Origin of the sequence: Streptomyces canus 299MFChir4.1, from assembly GCF_000383615.1 — a bacterium.
GTDB classification, from domain to species: Bacteria; Actinomycetota; Actinomycetes; order Streptomycetales; family Streptomycetaceae; genus Streptomyces; species Streptomyces canus_C.
On record NZ_KB911652.1, the window covers coordinates 1 to 16430 of the forward strand.

The following is a 16430-nucleotide window of genomic DNA, read 5'->3' on the forward strand; positions in this document are numbered from 1 at the left end:
GCCGTGGTCGGCACCCGCCACGAGCCTGACCAGCGCTTCGCCCAGGTCAGGCCCTGCGTGAGCAGCCGCGCAACCTCCTCATACCCCTGCCCGGAGAACAAGCACATCGCCAGCACGAAGTAGACCACCACCCGCGGCGGCAGCAGCCGAGTGCGCTGACCCGAACGACCGGACTCAGCGACCACCCGGTCCACCAGCTCCGGCGGAAATGTACGCGTTAGCAGCCCGACCGCGATCCGGTCCGACAACCGCTCATCCGTCTCCGGCTTGACCTGCCCAGGGCGTGGCATCCAGGCACCTCCTGGATGCCACGCTACCAGTCGAGACCCTTAAGTCACTGGTATTGTACCTAACCTCGGTCTTGCGTGACGGTCCGCCGACGGCGTCGGTGGGCCGGTTCGCTTTCGGTGGCTGATGGCGGGCATTCCGAGGGCCCGAGTGTCGCCTCGGATGGGCGCCGGGTTCCGCTGCTCCAGGCTGGGTCCTCTTCTCGTGGGGGCAGGCGAATTCGCTGGTCAGCCGGGGTTGGGCAGGAGCGCAAGCCGTTCGAGTGTGGCGGTGATCTCGCCGGTCCAGGGCCAGTGGCGGGCGCGGCGGAGGATGCGGTGCCGGCCGGTGGTGACGAGCTGGCCGGCCGCGGAGAACAGGTGGAACCGCCTCCGGCGGGGCTTGAAGAGGCGGGCTTGGCCAGTCAGGGCGAGCATGGGCATCCAGGCCAGCAGGTCGAGGGTGATCTGGACGATCTCCCGTCAGACCCTGTTCTGGGCGGTGTGGTGCGGGGGCAGACATCCGATGCCGTTGATCTGTCAAGCGGCAGCGCGGAGTTGTTGGTCCGCTGGTGCGGGGAATGCGGTCGCTTCGTCGTAGTGGATGCGTTGGGTGAGGCAGTGGTGAAGGCAGCCGATCATGCGGTTGAAAAGGTTGCGCCGGCCGCGGTGTGGCGGTCTCCGTCGTTGCGTCGGCGGTCATAGTGGGCCTTGGCGCCGGGTGAGGCGGTCAAGGCAGAGAATGCCCATACGTAGCCGACGGAGGCCAGGCGCTGATTCTTGACTCGGCGAGCCATGACCGCGACGCTCTTGCCGGACGCTCGTGTGACTGGTGCGGCCCCGGCATATGCCTTCAGGGCCTTGGCGTCGGCGAAGCGGGATCGGGCGTCGCCGATTTCGGCAAGCACCCGGGCGCCGGTGAGGGCGCCGAGCCCTGGAAAGCTGGTGATGATCTCGGCGTCGGGGTGCTTCTCAAAAGTCTCCACCGCAGCTTCGGCGAGCTCGTCCGCGCTGGTGCAGGCAGCCTCCAGCTTGCGCAGTAAGGTCATCGTCTGGAGTCCCATTGCCTGTTCGACCAACGGGAGTTGGTGCATCTGCGGGTGTTGCAGGGCGGCATGGAGCCGCTCGGTTTCGGTCTCGATGTTGCGTTTGCGACCGGCCTTCTTGATCAGAGATCGCAGCCGGGCTCCGAGTGAGAGCACCGGCCTGATCACCCCGCACCGCCGCGAGCGCGGGCAGAGCGAACTGCCGGCCTGGAAGGAGGAGCACAACGCTTCCCACCGCCAGGTCCGCGCCCGCGTCGAGCATGCCTTCGCCCGCGGGAAAACCTGGAAGATCCTCCGAGACTGCCGGTTGAAGGGCGACGGCGTCCATCACGCGATGAGGGGCATCGCCCGCCTGCACAACCTGGTACTCAGCCGGCAGGTGAGGAGTAGCCGAGGGCTTACCCTGCCCAGATTTCCGGCCCTTGCTTGACGATGACGAGTCCGTACGTCCGGTTGGAGAGCCAGAGATCCACCTGATACAGGTAGTGGTCGCCGGGACCTCCACCAGTGGCGACCGATGGTGGTCCGGCCGGGACGTAAGAGACCGAGCACGTAGCAATCCAGCGGGAACAGTCAGGCTCGGCCCGTCGGCAGGATCGGTCCCGGGGCTGGACAGGGTGAGCTGACCGGTTGGCACGTCAAGGTCGGTCTCAACGATGTGCTCGGCCGCCGGGTCAGTCGGTGGCTCGGAAGCGTGAACAACGATGAGCGATTCGACCAAGTGTATTGACCACGAGCGTTGTTGACACTTGCCGGGCTTGATCTTGGCGAAGACCTCCGGTGTGGTGGAGCTGTCTAGGACTGCACCGCACGGAGGTCTTCGTGTCTCACCGTAATGCCCGGCTGACCGTTCATGGCAGGCGGCTGCTGGTCGAACGTGTCTGCGCAGGCCGCCCGGTCGCCATGTGGCCGCCGAAATGGGCATCTCGCGCGCCACGGCCCACAAGTGGATCCGCCGCTGGCGGGCCGAGGGCGAGGCGGGCCTCGCCGACCGCTCCAGCCGCCCCCGAACGACACCGCACCGCACTGCGCCCCGCTCGTGCAGGCGGGCCAGCAGGGTCTGCCCGGCCTGCCGGTCGGTGACCGAGGCCGCGGTCACCGTCACGGACAGCAGGAGTCCGAGGGTGTCGACCACGATGTGCCGCTTGCGGCCGTTGACCTTCTTCCCGCCATCGAAGCCCCTGGTCGCGGACGGCACCGAAGCGGCTGCCTTCACCGACTGCGCGTCGATGATGCCGGCCGTCGGCTCCGGATCCCGGCCCGCGACCACGCGGACCCGCTCACGCAGCCGGTCGTGGAACTCGGCGGTCAAACCCTTGTCCCGCCAGCGCCGGAAGAAGGCGTAGACGCGGTCCCACGCGGGGAAGTCCACGGGCATCGCCCGCCAGGTGATACCGCCCGCGACCAGGTAGCGCACCGCGTCCACCATCTGCCGGTGGCAATAGCTCTCCGGCTGGCCGCCGCGTCCCTCCAGCCAGCCGGGAACCGGCATCGCGTCGCGCACGACCGCCCACTCCGCATCGCTCATGTCGGACGGATACCTCGGGCGCCTGTACGGCCGGTCCCCGGCGTTCCCGAACCGGTGAGCGAGGCAATCACACTCCGGGGAGGCCGAGTTGGACGACATCGGCGTCGGCACGAAAGACTGCAGCACCAGGGGCCTCCTGTTGCTCGGTTGGATTCGACACCCACGAGCTGTGCGGGAGGCCCCGCTCTCATGCCCGGCCAGGCAGAAGATCACCCGACCGAGTCAGCAACCTCGAACTCACGCTCACCAGGATCGATAGAGCAACGGCTTCTTTAGTCTAGACAACTTCCGACGCCCCGACGCGGAGGCAGTCGAGCTTTTTGGCGTCGGCACTACCCGCAAGTGCGCTGAAGACAACAAGCTTGATGTCGGAGTCAGGAACGGTCATTACGTCGCAGTTGAGGGTCACATCTCCGACCAATGAGTGGTGGACGGTCTTGACAAGGCTCTTGTGCGCCGCGGCCCGCCCCTCCTCCCAGAGTTTGGCAAACTGCGGGCTTTGCCCTTGAACCGTCTTGATGAGGCCCCGGAACCGGGGATCATCTGCGAACCACGTCGCTGAACGTCGGAGGTCTGCGACCAGTGCCCGTTGGAATGCCTCCGCGCCACCATGCGGGGTTGCTGCCTCCGCCTGGGTTTCTGCCAAGAATGTCTGGAGAATGAGGTTCTGCTCCGGGACGTTGGCGAGGGAAGGGGTCCCGAACAGCGCGGACGACAAAGGGGTCGCCGTCAGGAGTGTCCAGTCGGCGGCGAAGACCGCCAGCGGCAGGTCTGCCATTCGCGTGATCAGGCGCTGAACCCCTGGTGGGATGTCACGCGAGACCGTACCGGAACTCGACGGCGCCAAGCCGGCGGCCTGGTGCAGCATTTCGGTTTCGGCGCGATCGAGCTGGAGGGCGCGTGCCAGTGAGACGACGACGTGTGCGGACGGCGTCAGTGAGCGTCCCTGTTCGAGGCGCGTCACATAGTCCACACTGACCCCCGCCAGCTCCGCGACTTCTTCGCGGCGCAGCCCCTTTGCGCGTCGACGGCCGAACGACTCCAATCCGACATCGGCTGGATGGAGACGTTCGCGCCATGTCCGCAACAGCGTGCCGAGGGAGTGAATATCTGTAGGCATCCGCACCATTATGGCCGTCGGGTTTTCCGCGGGCCAGTCCAAGATGCCGCCAAGGCCGTCGAGGGCCGGTCGACAGCCGGGATTTCTCCGTCCGCCACGACGCTCTCCGTTGCACCAGTGACGTGCCACCACACCGTTGGCCGCGATCGGATATCTCGATGGGTGCCACCGGAGTGTGTTTCCTTCCCCGACACCGTGGCCGGGTTCAGGCGACCAGTTCCTGGCTCACCCGTTACGGTCGGACGTGAGCACTGGTGGTGGTCGCCCCATACGACACGAGGCAGTCACCGGGACAGTCAGGTGACGATCGATGAGCGCCGTGGTGGCAGGTGTCGTCCCCTGCCGTACGGGTGATCTGCCCCGCCGTCACCTCAGCGGACCATCGCCTTCGTGCGCACCGCCGAGGAGGGGGGTGGCACATGAGTGGCGGGCCGTTGATAAACCGTGCGCTGGCCGGGCGGGGGACAACCGTCTTCCCGGAGATCCCGGAGCCGAAGCCGAGGTCCTGCGGCAAGTACTCCCACTGGATCCCGGTGTGCAGCACGTACAAGATCCCGCACAGCACAGCACAGCACAGCACAGCACAGCACAGCACAGCACATCGCGGTCCGGCAACGGCTTGCGGCCTGGTTACCGGAACCTGCGCTCCCGCTGAGGCAGCAGCGGCTCCAGGTGATCCCACAGTTCATCCGACACGATCCACCGCGACGTCCCCACGACGGAGCGAACGTCCAACTACGGCCCCGGACACGGGAACCAGCGCGATCCACCGCATTGTGTCAGTCGTTGTAAATGAGATCAGAGCTGGTAAGCCCACAACTCGTATACGCCGACCGAGTTGTACTTGCACTGGTGCGGCAGGCTTGTGCCGCCCGGCCCGCCGTGTGAGTTCGTCCAGGCCTGCTCGCACGCAGCGTAGCTGCTGTACCAGTACCCGGTGTAGACATACCCCGAGGCTGCGGCGGGGCCAGTGGTCGCGGTCAGAACGCCGAGCCCGAGCAGGGCGGCGATGGCGAGCTTCTTCACAGTCAGCTTCCAATCTGTCATGGGCTGTTCCTAGGCCGACGCCCGTGTCTCGCGACGCGTTCAGCAAATCTGTCGGAATGCCCGTAAACGAACTAGTGAATCCCCATAGGCGGGGTAGAACGTTCTCTCTCATGCAAAGCTTGCTCGGAAAGCGCTGCCCAGTCAACTCCACAGGCTCCGTCTACCGGTTGTTCGTTGAATTCGGCGGTAGAGGGCGATGCCGTGTCCGATGGCGACCGCGTCGATCAGGGTCTGGAGCCTGGAGGGTGGGTCCTTGTCGGTCCAGGCTCTCCACCATCGGTTGAGTGTGATGGCGGGGGTGAGCAGGACCGGATGGTGTGTAAGGCCCTGGGTCGCCATGGCTGTTGGTGCTGGTGGGAGGGACCGCTCCCTCTCTGTGGCCCCTCGTTGGGACAGGGTCTGGCGCGGGCGGCGTCCACGGGTCCGGGTGGGGCGAACCACTGGTCCCAACAGAAGGAGAAGGCGCAGTTGACCAGGGTTTGGTGGTGGCGGATGGCGCGGTGGGAGCGGACTTGGGAGTCGGCCCAGCCGAGTTCGTCCTTGATCTGCTTGTAACTCTGCGCGGTCCATGGCCGCAGTCCGTAGGGGCGGACGATCTCGGCGAGGTCGGCCGGCGGGTGGGGGCCGGTCCGCGAAGGCTTCAACGGTGCGATGCCGCGCTCGACCGGCACCCATGCCGCGGACAGCGCGCGGTTGACAGTCTGTTGATAGGCGTGAGGTCAAGGCCCGGTGTGCGGCTGAGGGCTGTTGTCACCCATGGTCCGGCTTCCATGTAGGCGAGGCCGGTGATGACCGGAATGCCCTGGCGCTTACAAATCCGGGTGATCCGGGTGATCCGGTGGGCGCGGGCGGTGGTCAGGTTATGCGAGCGGCCGGCAGCGCGGGCGAGAGCAACAGCAGCCTCTCGGTCGGGCCGGTCATGACCTGCACGTTCACCCCGTGTCGGCGGTGCTTGTGGGAGAAGTCGGCCCTCGGGCGGTATCCGAACGAAATTTGCGGTAGTGGATAGATCTTGGTTCCGATTCGGATGTGCCCGTTTTGCCGGTTCAGCGGGCTTTATGGTCCTCGGCATGCCGAGGACCGCGTTGCCGCGTTGCCGCGTGCTGGAGGTCGGGAACGCTTGGCCCATGGTGGGGGCCGGTGCGGAAGCGGCCCGGAGAGATGCCGTATTCGCGGCGGAAGGCGGTGGCGAAGGAGAACTCGTTGGCGTAACCGGACTGACGGGCGATCGCGGTGAGTGGTGCGTCGGTCTCGCGCAACATGCGGGCGGCGGTGCTCAGCCGCACATCTCTCACGTAGGCCATCGGGGGTTTGCCGACGAGGATGGTGAATCGCCGGGTGAAGGCCGTGCGGGACATTCCTGCCTGGCTGCTGAGGAGCTGGACGGTCCACGGCGCGCGAGGATCGTCGTGGAGGGAACGCACGGCGGCCGCGATGACCGGGTCGGGGACCGCCCATGCGCCGGCCGTCTCCGCGTGGCGCAGCACCTGCACGACGACGAGGCCGACCAGCGCCGCGCGGTTCGCGTCCGCCCCGGGCCGGTCAGCGGCAAGGTCGTCGCTCAGCAGGGTGGACAGCTCGGCCAGCCGGGGGAGGCCACCGGTGACGACCGAGACCGGCGGCAGGCGTCGCAGAGCGGCATGTACCTGTGGGTCGGCAAGGTGGTAGCAGCCGGACAGCAAGGTGACGTCTTCGCCGTGGAGCGCGTGTTCTGCACCGGTAGGAAGGAAGATCACGTCTCCTGCGGCCGTCGGCTCCGGTGGTTTCTCCGCGGACGTCAGCCAGACGGTTCCGTGCTGGATGACGTGGAAGCCGATGCCGGTTTTGGACGGGAACCTCTGCCGCCACGGCCCCGGCTCGCCGATTTGGCATGCGAAGGCGTGACCGCCCCGGATCCGGCTGGCGATGTCGCTGAGCAAGTCCACCCGCTGCATGCTAGCTCGGGGCGCGCACAACGGGACATGCGCGGTGACCGTACGGACATGGCACCGTGGCGGTCCACGATCTTGACTGTCGATCATGAAAGTTGTGCTGACGAGTCTTGCCGTGCCGTCGCATCTGTGCGCCATGATCGCGCCGACGGCCCGGTTGTTGCAGTCCGCGGGTCACGAGGTCGCGATGGCGACCTCGCAGGAAACACTTTCCACCACGGCATGGACGATGTTCGAACCTTGACCGACGAGCAGCTCATAGGGCACCGGCTGGCGCACTCCAGCATCGATCCGACGGAACCATCGCCTACGCGATCGGAGAATGCGGACTTCCTGGCCCGCCTGCCTGGAACTGTTGCATAACGGGTGGCGCCGATGAGGGTGCGCGGATCGCTCGCCTCGTTGGACTCAAGAATCGCTTGGAGAATTACTATGCCGGTTGATCACCCCACCGTTCCCTCGGCTGCCACCGCCGACCCGTGCAGCCGCGCCCGCGCGGCTCGGGCGGTGCTCGCCGCGAACGCGACGGCGACGGAAGAGCAGGGAAAGCCCACAGTGGAGAGTCGGGCCGCTGCCGAGGAAGCGGGTGCGTTCGCCCTGACCACCCCCGAGAATTTCGGGGGGCTCGACGCCGACCACCGCACGATGGTTGGGGTTTTTGCCGAACTGGGCGCGGGGTGCCCTTCGACCGCCTGGCTCGCGGCGGTGAGCGCCACCGCCAAGTCGTTCTTCTTCGACTGGATGACGACCGAGGCGCAGGAGGCCGTGTACGCCGACCCGAACGTGCGGGTGTGCGGCACCGCCGTGCCCGCAGGCCATGCCCGCAGGGTGGACGGCGGTTACCTGGTCGACGGGCGCTGGTCCTACGCGTCGGGGTGCCTGGAAGCCCGGTGGGCGGAGGTGGGCCTGGGCATGATCGACGATGAGAGGACGGACCGCGCGTGTCTGGTCATCCTGCCCACGGAACGGTTGCTGATCGACCGGACCTGGGACCAAGCGGTGGGTTTGCGGGGCACGGGCAGCCACACCCTGGTGGCCGAGGAAGTGTTCGTGCCGGACGCGTTCTTGATGAAACAGCCCGAGCACCTGGAGGGTCCGGGCATCGGCACGCGCCAGTTGTCGGTCGTCCTGCACACGGTAGCACCGCTGCTCGGGGCGGCGCGGGGAGCGTTGGACCTGGTCAGGCCGTTGATGACGACCGAGCGACCGGTGTTCGGCACCTCCTACACACGGCGCAGCCAGTCACCGTCGGCGCGGCTCATGTTCGCCGAGTCCAGCCAGCTCGTGGACACGGCCGAGCAGCGCACGCTGGGGGTGGCGGACATGCTCGATGCTGCAGACCTTGGCAACACCTCCTTGGCCACCGAAGCGGCGGGCGCGCGGATGCAGCTGGTGTCCGCCCTGCGTGACTGCCGTACGGCACTGGACATGTTGCTCGATCTGCACGGCTCCAGCGCGCTCACGGAGGGCAATGCGCTGAGCAGGTTCTGGCGCGATGTCGCCATCGGAAGCCGCCACGGCGCGGTCAACCCGTACGTGGTGGCCGACCAGCTCGGCAGCGCCCTGGCCCCCGAGGAGCTGCCCGCCGAGGACGCCTAGGCATTCCGGGAGCGCGGGCACACAGCAGGCCGCCGGCCTGACAAGACGTAAGAGATACGGATTAAGAGCGAGGGTAGATTATGAGCGAGAGCACGACCGGTGGTAAGCAGAACAGAAGCGGTGAGCATGCCGACCTGGTTACCCAGATCGACCGGGCTCGGCAGTCCTTGCGGGGGACTGTCAGCGGCCTGAGCGACGAGGAAGCCCGCCGACGCACCACCGTCAGCGACCTCTGTCTGGGCGGCTTGATCAAGCACGTCACGGCTGTAGAGCAGATGTGGGCGAATTTCCTGGCGGAGGGCCGGTCTGCACTGCCGGACTTTGACAGCCTGACCGAGGCGGACTGGGCCCGCCATGCCGAGCAGTTCCGCATGATGCCGGGCGAGACGCTGGATGCTCTGCTCGCCGGCTACGACGTGTCGAACCGCCGGTTCGACACGTTGATCGCCACACAGCCCGACCTGGACACCACCATCGCGCTGCCGGACAGCCCCTTCTTCACCGAGCAGCACTGGACGGTCCGCCGAGTGCTGCTGCACGTCGTGTTGGACACCGCCCAGCATGCCGGCCACGCCGACATCATCCGCGAAGCGCTAGACGGAAAGAGGAGCACGGGCTGAAGGAAAAGACCTGTCCTCGTTATAGCTACGGCCAGGTGCGAGTAGCCCCGTGTAGCGTTCTGGGCTGCGGTCTCGGCGGTGTATCAGCGCCGAGCGTCTGCTACGAGGGAGTTACTGTAACGCGGTTCTCGTACTCGCGACGGTTCGCCCGGTGCCTGCAGTATCTGGACCGGCTCGCACAGAAGGAACGGAAAGCTGCGCTCCGGGAGATGCAGGACTCCCAGAACAAGGTGTTCACGCTGGGCCTCCGCGGCGAAGCGGCTCGGGAAGTCGATGGCGTTTCTTCCGGATCGCCTTCGGTTGCGGCCGCCGCTCAGCGGTTATGCGTCGTCGTCCCCGTCTTCCAGCCGAGGATCGCGTCGAGGGCGCAGACCTGGTGCCGGGGGGGCTGGTGAAGGCGTATGGCCGAGGAAGTTTTATGTGGTCGTACTGGAGCGGCGAGAGCCGTGCGAGGAGTTCGGCGGTGACCGGGAAGCCGTCGGCGGCCAGCTGCTTGACGGCGGCGTCGATGCAGAGGCTCTCGAAGAGCACCACGGCGTTGAGGGCCAGGCCGAGGGCGCCGAGCGGGTCCTCCATCCCTCGCGGTAGTGCTGGCGCAGTTCACCGCGCTGCCCGAAGAAGATCTTCCGTGCGAGGCGGTGGCGAGCTTCGGTGACGTTGAGCTGGGCGCCGATCATCCGCCGGTATCCCTCGTCCGAGACGAACTGGAGCAGGTGCAGGGTCTTGAAGATCCGTCCATAGTGGGCGACCGCGTCACCCAGCCCGGTCGGCTTGCCGTTCCGGGAGAGCATGTGGATCAGGTCGTGGCCGCGGACTTCCCCCAGGGTTAGCGACCCGGCCACGCGAAGCATGCCGCCCCAATGGGCGCGTATCCGGTCGAGACGGATCGTATGGTTGGAGACCGGCTGGAGCGGCCGTAGCCAGCCGCGGTGTTCGTCCGCCACAGCCGCGCGTCGGAGATGTCGGCGATCCTCGGCGAGAATTGGTAGCCGCAGATGGCGAACAGGCCGAAAGCGATGTCGGAGTACGACGCGGTGTCGGTGATGACGGTTTCCGGTTTCGGACCGCCGTCGCGGGCGTGGATGGCGCCCAGGATGAACAGCGAGTCGCGCAGCGTGCCCGGCACGACCACCCCGCCGAGCGCCATGACTTGGTCATTTACCTCGTTGAGCCAGGTGGCACCCGTGTACCGCAGGCCGAAATACCGGGGATTCGAACCCGCGTACAGGGTCTGCATGGGGACGGTGAGTGATCAACCTGGTCATCGACCTGTGCCGTGAGCGGCACGGCGCCGGGCTACGAGAGCCCGGGAAGAGTGCCGACGGCCGGGACGGTGGGGTGACGCCGTAGCGGCTCAACGCGTTGAGGTTGGGGCTTTCGGGCCCGGGGACATGACAGCCAGTCGGCATGGTGCGTCGGGTGAGGTCAGACCACCGGGACGGCGGGGAGCTTGAAGCGGTCGAACTCGCCACCGAAAGAGTGACTGGTGTTGTCTTCGATGGGCGGGGCGCTGGCCTCGTCGAGACGCCGGTAGTGTTCCGGGTCCAGATCGAAGGCAAGCGCCTTGACGTAATCCTGAAGCTGCTCGGGCGTGCGGGGCCCGACGATCGGAACGATGGCGGTGGTCGCCCGGTCGGCCCGGGCGAGCAGCCAGGCCATCGCGACGCGCCCAGGTGCCTCGCCGGCCTCCTGGGAGACTTCCAGCAACGTGTCCAGGACAGTCTTCCGCTGCCCTGCATCCTCCAAGGGAAGGTTCATATCGGTGAACCTTCCCTTCTCGCCTTGACGATACTTCCCGGTGAGCCGCCCCGAAGCGAGCGGGAAGTACGTGCAGACCCCTAGGCCGAACGCCTCGGCGGCGGGGAGCATCTCGCGTTCCAAACCGCGGTTCAAGAGGTTGAGCGGCTCCTGCACACCCAGGAGTGTCGGACTTTTCACGGCCGCGGCTGCCACGCGCCAGGCGGGAAAGTTCGACAGGCCGCCGTGAAGGATCTTGCCGGACCGGGTGAGGTCGTCGAAGGTGGTGAGGATCTCGTCGATGGGCGTGACGCCGTCAGGCAGGTGCACCCAGAGCACGTCAAGGTAGTCGGTATTCAGGCGCCGCAGACTGGCCTCGACGGAGCGGATGGCGGTCCGGCGGCTGTTACCCGTGAGGTTCACCCCGGTAAGCGGCATGCGCGTGTACTTCGTGGCGAGGACGAACTGCTCGCGGCGGTCTCGCAGCAGATCACCGAGGACGGCCTCGGACTCACCGCGTTCGTAGGCATCGGAGGTGTCGATGAAGTTCCCTCCGGCATCGGCATAGGCGTCAAAAACGGCGCGCGCCTGTTCGGGGTTGGCCCGGACACCGGGCCTCGTCCCGAACATCGCGGCGCCGAGCGCCAGTTCCGACACCCGAAGTCCCGTGCGCCGACCGAACGTCTGATACCGCATACCTGCTCCCATGTACCTAAAGCGGAGACCCCCTCATGTTTGATCGACGGTACACGAGCGCCTCGAGGTCGATTTCCCGACCCGGGAAGGCACAGCGTTTCTGGAACTGTGTAGCCCCAAAGCGGGCGCCGAGCGGCGGGGATGGCGCCTCACCGCTCGGGCGGTGCACCAACACGTGCGCCGTACGCGGAGCTTAGGGCCGCCGCGTGCCTCGCCATATGCCGCGAGTTCTTGAGTACAGCCCGCTTGCAGCGTCATGACCTGAGTCGTTCATACCGTTTCTGCGCCCCCCGGAGGGAACGTGCCGGTCGTCTCATCCCCGGATGGCTCTGTGGGTCTCCCCGGCCCGGCCGGGCCGCGAGCACGACACCACCTGCGCCCGCGCAGACGGCCTGGTCGACGCCCTGAACCGGCTTGCTGTCACCCTGAGCATCCCCACCCTGACCGACCTCGGCTACAAGAACGCCGCAGACGGCTTGCGCCACCCGGTCAAGAAGCCCAAGGGCGGCGAACTCGCCGAGTCCGAGCAGGCGTTCGCCGCAGTGATCCGAGGCGTTCACGCCGTTGCCGAGCGGGCCAACGCCCTGCCGAAGGTCACCTGCAAGGCCCTGCGCAGGGTCAGCCTCGACTCCGCTGCCATCACCCGCATCGCCCGAGCCGCCCTCGTCCTGCTCCAGCTCGAACACGACCGCATGACCTCGACGGAGTGCTCAGAACGTCACAAGCCATACCGAGAAGGACTCGGTAGAACGACTGGTCTTGCAGCCTGGTCGGCCTTCCCATACGCTGCCAGCAGAACCGAACGTTCTACCGCTAGCAGTGGGTGCGGTGCCCAGTGGCGACCTTCAGCTTTCTTTGATGCCGCTTTCCAGCACGTCGCCCCATCCCAAGGAGCAGCATGTCCACGAACTCTGCGCCCGTCCTGGTCACTGGTGCCACGGGCAAGCAGGGCGGGGCCACGGCTCGGGCCCTGATCGCGGCGGGATTCCCCGTCCGTGCCCTGGTGCGCGATCCGGCGAGCGCGCCGTCCCTAGCGGTCGAGGCGCTCGGCGCCGAACTCGTCAAGGGTGACCTCCTCGACCGCGACTCCGTGACCCGGGCCACCGAGGGTGTACGCGCCGTCTTCTCGGTGCAGATCGCGCCCGGCTCCGCGGAAGGTTTCGACTTCGACCTGGAAGCGGCCCAGGCCGTCAATCTCATCGAAGGCGCACGTGCCGCCGGCGTGTCGCATTTCGTGCAGTCGACAGTCAGCGGCGCCGGCCAGCACACTGCGGAGTTCCCCGGTTGGGATGAGGGGCGCTGGGCTCACATGGAGCCCTATTACTCCACCAAGAGCAGGATCCAGGACCGCGTCCGTGAAGCCGGCTTCCCTTACTGGACGCTGCTCAAGCCCGGCTTCTTCATGGACAACTTCCTCCCGTCCATGGGGTTCTACTTGCCGCGTGGCGTCGAGGGAGGTCTGGTGAGCGTCGTGAAACCCGAGACGTCGATGCCCCTCGTCGCGGTGCGGGACATCGGCAGTGCGGCCGCCGCTGCCATCGCCGCACCGGAGAAGTTCAACACGGTCGAGCTGGAACTGGCGAGCGACTACCTGTCGATGACGCAGATCGCGGAGATCCTCAGTCGCGTGCTGGACGTACCGCTGTCCGCCCCCGAAATGACCATGGAGGAAGCCTTCGCCGCCGGGATGCCGCCCATGGGTGCCGCTCACGAGCTGTACAACGTGGTCGGGCAGCCGGCCCGTCCCGAGTTCGCGAGGGACCTCGGCATCCCGCTCACCAGCTTCGAGGATTGGGCGCGCGAGCATGTAGAGCTCGCGTCCTGAGCTTCGTAGACCACTTGGGTCCGCCGGATTGAACTGTGCGGCGGTCGGACGGCGGACGGGAACCTCGTGCTCGGGTCCGACTCCTTCCGCCTTTTACCCCCTCAGTGGCCGGGCCTTGATTGCATTCATTTGAAAAAGGAAATGAAACATGGGATTCAATCGGTTTACGGACCGCGTCGCCCTGGTGATCGGGGGCAGTTCCGGTATGGGGGCCGCCATCGCCTTGCGGCTTGCCGAGGAAGGTGCGGCGGTAGTAGTCGTCGGACGGGACGCGGAGAAGCTGGACCGGACGGTCGCGCGGGCGCCTGAGGGCAGCACCATCGTTTCGCGGGTGGTGGACGTCCGAGACGAGGCCGCGGTCGTCGAACTGGTCGACGGAACGGCCGAAGAGTTCCAGCGTCTGGACGTCCTCGTGAACTGCGCGGGCGTCAGCGATATCGGCCTGCTCGCCGAACTGGACACCGAGACCTGGCAGGACATCCTCGCCGTCAACGCGAGCTCGATCCTCTACACGGCCAGGGCTGCGATTCCGCACCTCAAGCGGACCCAGGGCAACATCGTGAACATCGGCTCATCGAACGCACTCCACAAAAATTACGGCCAGCCCGCTTACAGTGCCGCCAAGAGTGCCGCAGAGAGCCTGACCGCCAGCATCGCGATCGAATACGGCGCGCAGGGCATCCGTGCCAACACCGTGCACCCGGGCGTGATCTACCCGACCGGCATGACCGGATTCATGGGCGACGTGCCCGGTGCCGTGGAAGCTTACTCGTCGCACATTCCCATGCGCCGTATGGGAACACCCGAGGAGTTCGCCGCCGTTGTGGCCTTTCTGGCAAGCTCTGAGGCCAGCTACGTCAACGGCGCATCCATCATGGTCGATGGCGGCCTGAACCAGGTGATCCACCTTCCCCCAACGGTAGCCACCTGAACCGGTGCGCCGAAAGCGCGCACGACGGACTCTGACTCCGCTGACCAGTGCTGGGCGGACCGGGATCTGTTGTCGACCGTGCTGGTCGCAGCCACTCGTCTACGGCTGCGACCAGCACGGTTGTTTGGGAGAACGAGGCCGACGATGGCGCGGTGAATGTCGGGCGGCCGGTCGCAGCGGTGGCTCCGGCGCGGTTGTTGCTTCCAGCGATTGTGGTCGGCGAGGGCGGCGTTTTCGGCGGTGATGCGGTCGGAGGAGTGCCCGCGGCGGTCGCGTTGCCACTGCTGGACTTTGCCGGGCAGTGCGACGAGAGCCCGACCCCGAACCGGAGTGACCGGGAAAGAGCGAATCCGCGCGTCCCGCTCCGGCGCTCAAGGGGCCGTCGGCATCAGTCCCGCGCGGTAAGCAGCCGGGCTCGACCTGCGTAGTACGGGAGCTGGTCATCGGCAGGGCTTGATCAAGTTCCGTAAGGGTCGAGCTCGTTGGTGATGCCCAGAAGTGGGAGTGCTCGTTCGGGTTGGTCGCGGATTGCGCGGGTGGTCTTGGCGATGTTGTCGGCTCCGAGGATCTTGAGCAGGCCGATGGTGAGGTTGCGGAGGGTCGCCATGGAGCGGGGTGCGGTCCGGGTGTGGACGGTGGAGGCGTCCTCGGCGAACGTCGCGTCTCTCACATGGTGCAGGGCCTCCACCGTCCAGTGGCCGCGGATCGCGGTGGCCAGGTCGATGGGGGTGGTCTGGTGAGCGGCGAGGCTGGTGACGGCGTAGATGGTCTCGCGGCTCTTGCGCCTCTCGCGGCTCTTGCGTCGGCCTGTGTCTGCCTGCGGCGGCGATGGACACGGATGGCCAGGCAGGCGTGGGGGAAGGCGATCCCGCTGAGCTGGTCCGCGATGCCGCAGGTCTTGATCGAGCGGGACTCGTGGCGACCGCGTCCGGTGGAGGTCGTGGTGTGCTGGAAGGCGATGTCCCGCCAGGGCAGGGCGGCGAGTTGACGGTATGCGGTCGGCTGGTTCGCCTTGATCACCGAGATGTAGTGGGCCTTCTTGGTCTCGACCAGCCGGCTGGCGTTCGCTTGGGCCGAGTGCAGAGCGTCGAAAGTGACGAGAGTTCCGTCCAGGTCCAGCGATTCCAACAGGGGCTGGTAGTGCGCGGTCTCGTTCGTTTTCGCGCCGGCCTCCGCCTGGGCGAGGGTCAGGGCCAGTGGTGGGTGACCGCGGAGAGCCGGTGCCTGCGGGCCGGCCGAGGGGCGGGCCGACCCTCTCAGCGATTTACCCGTCGACGGCGATCACCTGCTGTTGCTCCGGAGCCGTTCCCGCAGGGTCCTGGCCGGCGACGTAGGCACCGACGGCCCGGTCCAGGGCGTCACCGTCGACGGCCGCCAGCACACGGCCGATCGTTGTCCGCGAGGAAGAACGACGCCACCGCAGCGGATGCCGTCTGACTCCGACGGCCGTCAGCACATGCTCCGAGGCCCGCGCCGCCCACTCGGCGATCTCGTCGATGCTCCTCGCTCCCGACACGGCCGCGCAGGCACAGACGAGGGGGATTGCGGTCAACGAGTACCAGCGGCCCCGCCCCGCACGCGGGTTGGGCACCAAGTCCAGCAAGGGCCGTAGGTCAGCGACTTGGCCGATGTCCAGCGGACCCAGCCTCACCAACACAAGTGGGATGAGAGGAGATACAGCGGCAGGCACGGGCCACTTCCTGATCGTTGTGCTTCGACACCTCAATGATCACGAAGCCCGTGCCTGCTCTGCTATATGCCCCAACCGGTCACGGCCCGACCAACCGCCCCGACCCCGGAACTCGCCCAAGCCCTGTCACTGTGTTGGCGGACGTGCGGGGGTCGCGTGAGGCGGCGTACCGTGCGGCGCGGTGGGCGAGGACAGCGCGGTGAGCATCTGCAGAGCGTGTTCGGATGGAGATCCCGGCTTGGGGAGATACACGAACATCGTCTGGTCGGGGTCCCCTGGGAAAGTCATTGCCTCAGCGTTAAGAGGGTGTCTCATGTGGTGAGCCTCATGTGGTGAGCTTCGCAAGTTTCTTGTAGCAGATCAGGGCGGCCGCCAGACCGAGGAAGGCGAGGAA

13 protein-coding genes and 10 pseudogenes are annotated in these 16430 nt (G+C 66.8%); 9 read left to right on the top strand and 14 right to left on the bottom strand.

Going from position 1 to position 16430, the window contains the following annotated elements; translation table 11 throughout:
- The 3 genes and pseudogenes from H293_RS52105 to H293_RS61895 all read right to left on the bottom strand — a co-directional run.
- Positions 1-290: transposase domain-containing protein (locus tag H293_RS52105; RefSeq protein ID WP_028808514.1), on the bottom strand; the 290-nt coding region annotated here is incomplete at its 3' end.
- 225 nt (positions 291-515) lie between these two features.
- Positions 516-797: pseudogene (locus H293_RS61890) on the bottom strand (transposase); the annotation flags it as partial.
- Positions 798-806: 9 nt separating this feature from the next.
- Positions 807-1450, bottom strand: a pseudogene (locus H293_RS61895) (transposase); the annotation flags it as partial.
- A gap of 16 nt (positions 1451-1466) precedes the next feature.
- Here H293_RS61895 and H293_RS56640 point away from each other — a divergent pair.
- Both H293_RS56640 and H293_RS56645 read left to right on the top strand, forming a co-directional pair.
- Positions 1467-1742, top strand: a pseudogene (locus H293_RS56640) (transposase); the annotation flags it as partial.
- A 392-nt stretch (positions 1743-2134) separates the two neighbouring features.
- A pseudogene (locus H293_RS56645) lies at positions 2135-2340 on the top strand (leucine zipper domain-containing protein); the annotation flags it as partial.
- Positions 2341-2405: 65 nt separating this feature from the next.
- Here H293_RS56645 and H293_RS59670 read toward each other — a convergent pair.
- The 7 genes and pseudogenes from H293_RS59670 to H293_RS0147250 all read right to left on the bottom strand — a co-directional run.
- A pseudogene (locus H293_RS59670) lies at positions 2406-2939 on the bottom strand (transposase); the annotation flags it as partial.
- Positions 2940-3117: 178 nt separating this feature from the next.
- A complete protein-coding gene (locus tag H293_RS0147240) occupies positions 3118-3960 on the bottom strand; it encodes a helix-turn-helix transcriptional regulator (RefSeq protein ID WP_028808834.1) in 843 nt (280 codons plus the stop codon).
- A 478-nt stretch (positions 3961-4438) separates the two neighbouring features.
- A pseudogene (locus H293_RS56655) lies at positions 4439-4677 on the bottom strand (transposase); the annotation flags it as partial.
- 81 nt (positions 4678-4758) lie between these two features.
- Complete coding sequence (locus tag H293_RS0147245) at positions 4759-5007, bottom strand: hypothetical protein (protein WP_020124743.1); 249 nt, start codon at positions 5005-5007, stop codon at positions 4759-4761.
- A gap of 160 nt (positions 5008-5167) precedes the next feature.
- Positions 5168-5636 (bottom strand): annotated as a pseudogene (locus H293_RS62055) (IS701 family transposase); the annotation flags it as partial.
- 9 nt (positions 5637-5645) lie between these two features.
- Positions 5646-5979 (bottom strand): annotated as a pseudogene (locus tag H293_RS61145) (transposase family protein); the annotation flags it as partial.
- Between the two features lie 74 nt (positions 5980-6053).
- Positions 6054-7028, bottom strand: coding sequence for a helix-turn-helix transcriptional regulator (locus H293_RS0147250; protein WP_259294735.1), 975 nt, complete (start codon positions 7026-7028; stop codon positions 6054-6056).
- Between H293_RS0147250 and H293_RS58915 the strand changes: the two genes are divergently transcribed.
- The 3 genes from H293_RS58915 (at position 7027) to H293_RS0147265 (ending at position 9157) form a co-directional block, all read left to right on the top strand.
- On the top strand, positions 7027-7182 hold the full coding sequence (locus H293_RS58915; protein ID WP_158694583.1) for a hypothetical protein: 156 nt from the start codon (positions 7027-7029) through the stop codon (positions 7180-7182). The two genes, H293_RS0147250 and H293_RS58915, sit on opposite strands and share 2 nt — an antisense overlap.
- A 137-nt stretch (positions 7183-7319) precedes the next feature.
- Positions 7320-8537 carry an acyl-CoA dehydrogenase family protein gene (locus H293_RS52120; RefSeq protein ID WP_158694584.1) on the top strand — a complete coding sequence of 406 codons (1218 nt, stop codon included), beginning with the start codon at positions 7320-7322 and terminating at the stop codon, positions 8535-8537.
- Between the two features lie 80 nt (positions 8538-8617).
- On the top strand, positions 8618-9157 hold the full coding sequence (locus H293_RS0147265) for a DinB family protein (protein WP_020124747.1): 540 nt from the start codon (positions 8618-8620) through the stop codon (positions 9155-9157).
- A 234-nt stretch (positions 9158-9391) separates the two neighbouring features.
- Here the strand turns inward: H293_RS0147265 and H293_RS61900 are convergent.
- Both H293_RS61900 and H293_RS0147290 read right to left on the bottom strand, forming a co-directional pair.
- Positions 9392-10394 (bottom strand): annotated as a pseudogene (locus tag H293_RS61900) (Tn3 family transposase).
- A gap of 188 nt (positions 10395-10582) precedes the next feature.
- Positions 10583-11590: an aldo/keto reductase gene (locus tag H293_RS0147290; RefSeq protein WP_020124751.1), complete on the bottom strand. Its 1008-nt coding sequence runs from the start codon at positions 11588-11590 to the stop codon at positions 10583-10585.
- Between the two features lie 292 nt (positions 11591-11882).
- Between H293_RS0147290 and H293_RS56670 the strand changes: the two are divergent.
- The 3 genes and pseudogenes from H293_RS56670 to H293_RS52125 all read left to right on the top strand — a co-directional run.
- Positions 11883-12282 (top strand): annotated as a pseudogene (locus H293_RS56670) (transposase family protein); the annotation flags it as partial.
- Positions 12283-12488: 206 nt separating this feature from the next.
- Positions 12489-13415 (top strand): NmrA/HSCARG family protein, encoded by a 927-nt coding sequence (locus H293_RS0147300; RefSeq protein WP_020124753.1) that lies wholly within the window; start codon positions 12489-12491, stop codon positions 13413-13415.
- Between the two features lie 148 nt (positions 13416-13563).
- Entirely contained in the window at positions 13564-14346 is a 783-nt protein-coding gene (locus tag H293_RS52125) for an SDR family NAD(P)-dependent oxidoreductase (protein WP_020124754.1), read from the top strand.
- 457 nt (positions 14347-14803) lie between these two features.
- Here H293_RS52125 and H293_RS61155 read toward each other — a convergent pair whose 3' ends face one another.
- Complete coding sequence (locus H293_RS61155; RefSeq protein ID WP_259294736.1) at positions 14804-15016, bottom strand: hypothetical protein; 213 nt, start codon at positions 15014-15016, stop codon at positions 14804-14806.
- Positions 15017-15184: 168 nt separating this feature from the next.
- Here H293_RS61155 and H293_RS61160 point away from each other — a divergent pair, with 168 nt between their 5' ends.
- Positions 15185-15334, top strand: coding sequence for a hypothetical protein (locus H293_RS61160; RefSeq protein ID WP_020124755.1), 150 nt, complete (start codon positions 15185-15187; stop codon positions 15332-15334).
- 276 nt (positions 15335-15610) lie between these two features.
- Here the strand turns inward: H293_RS61160 and H293_RS61165 are convergent, their stop codons facing one another.
- Positions 15611-15949 (bottom strand): transposase family protein, encoded by a 339-nt coding sequence (locus H293_RS61165; RefSeq protein WP_259294737.1) that lies wholly within the window; start codon positions 15947-15949, stop codon positions 15611-15613.
- Between the last annotated feature and the right edge of the window lie 481 nt (positions 15950-16430).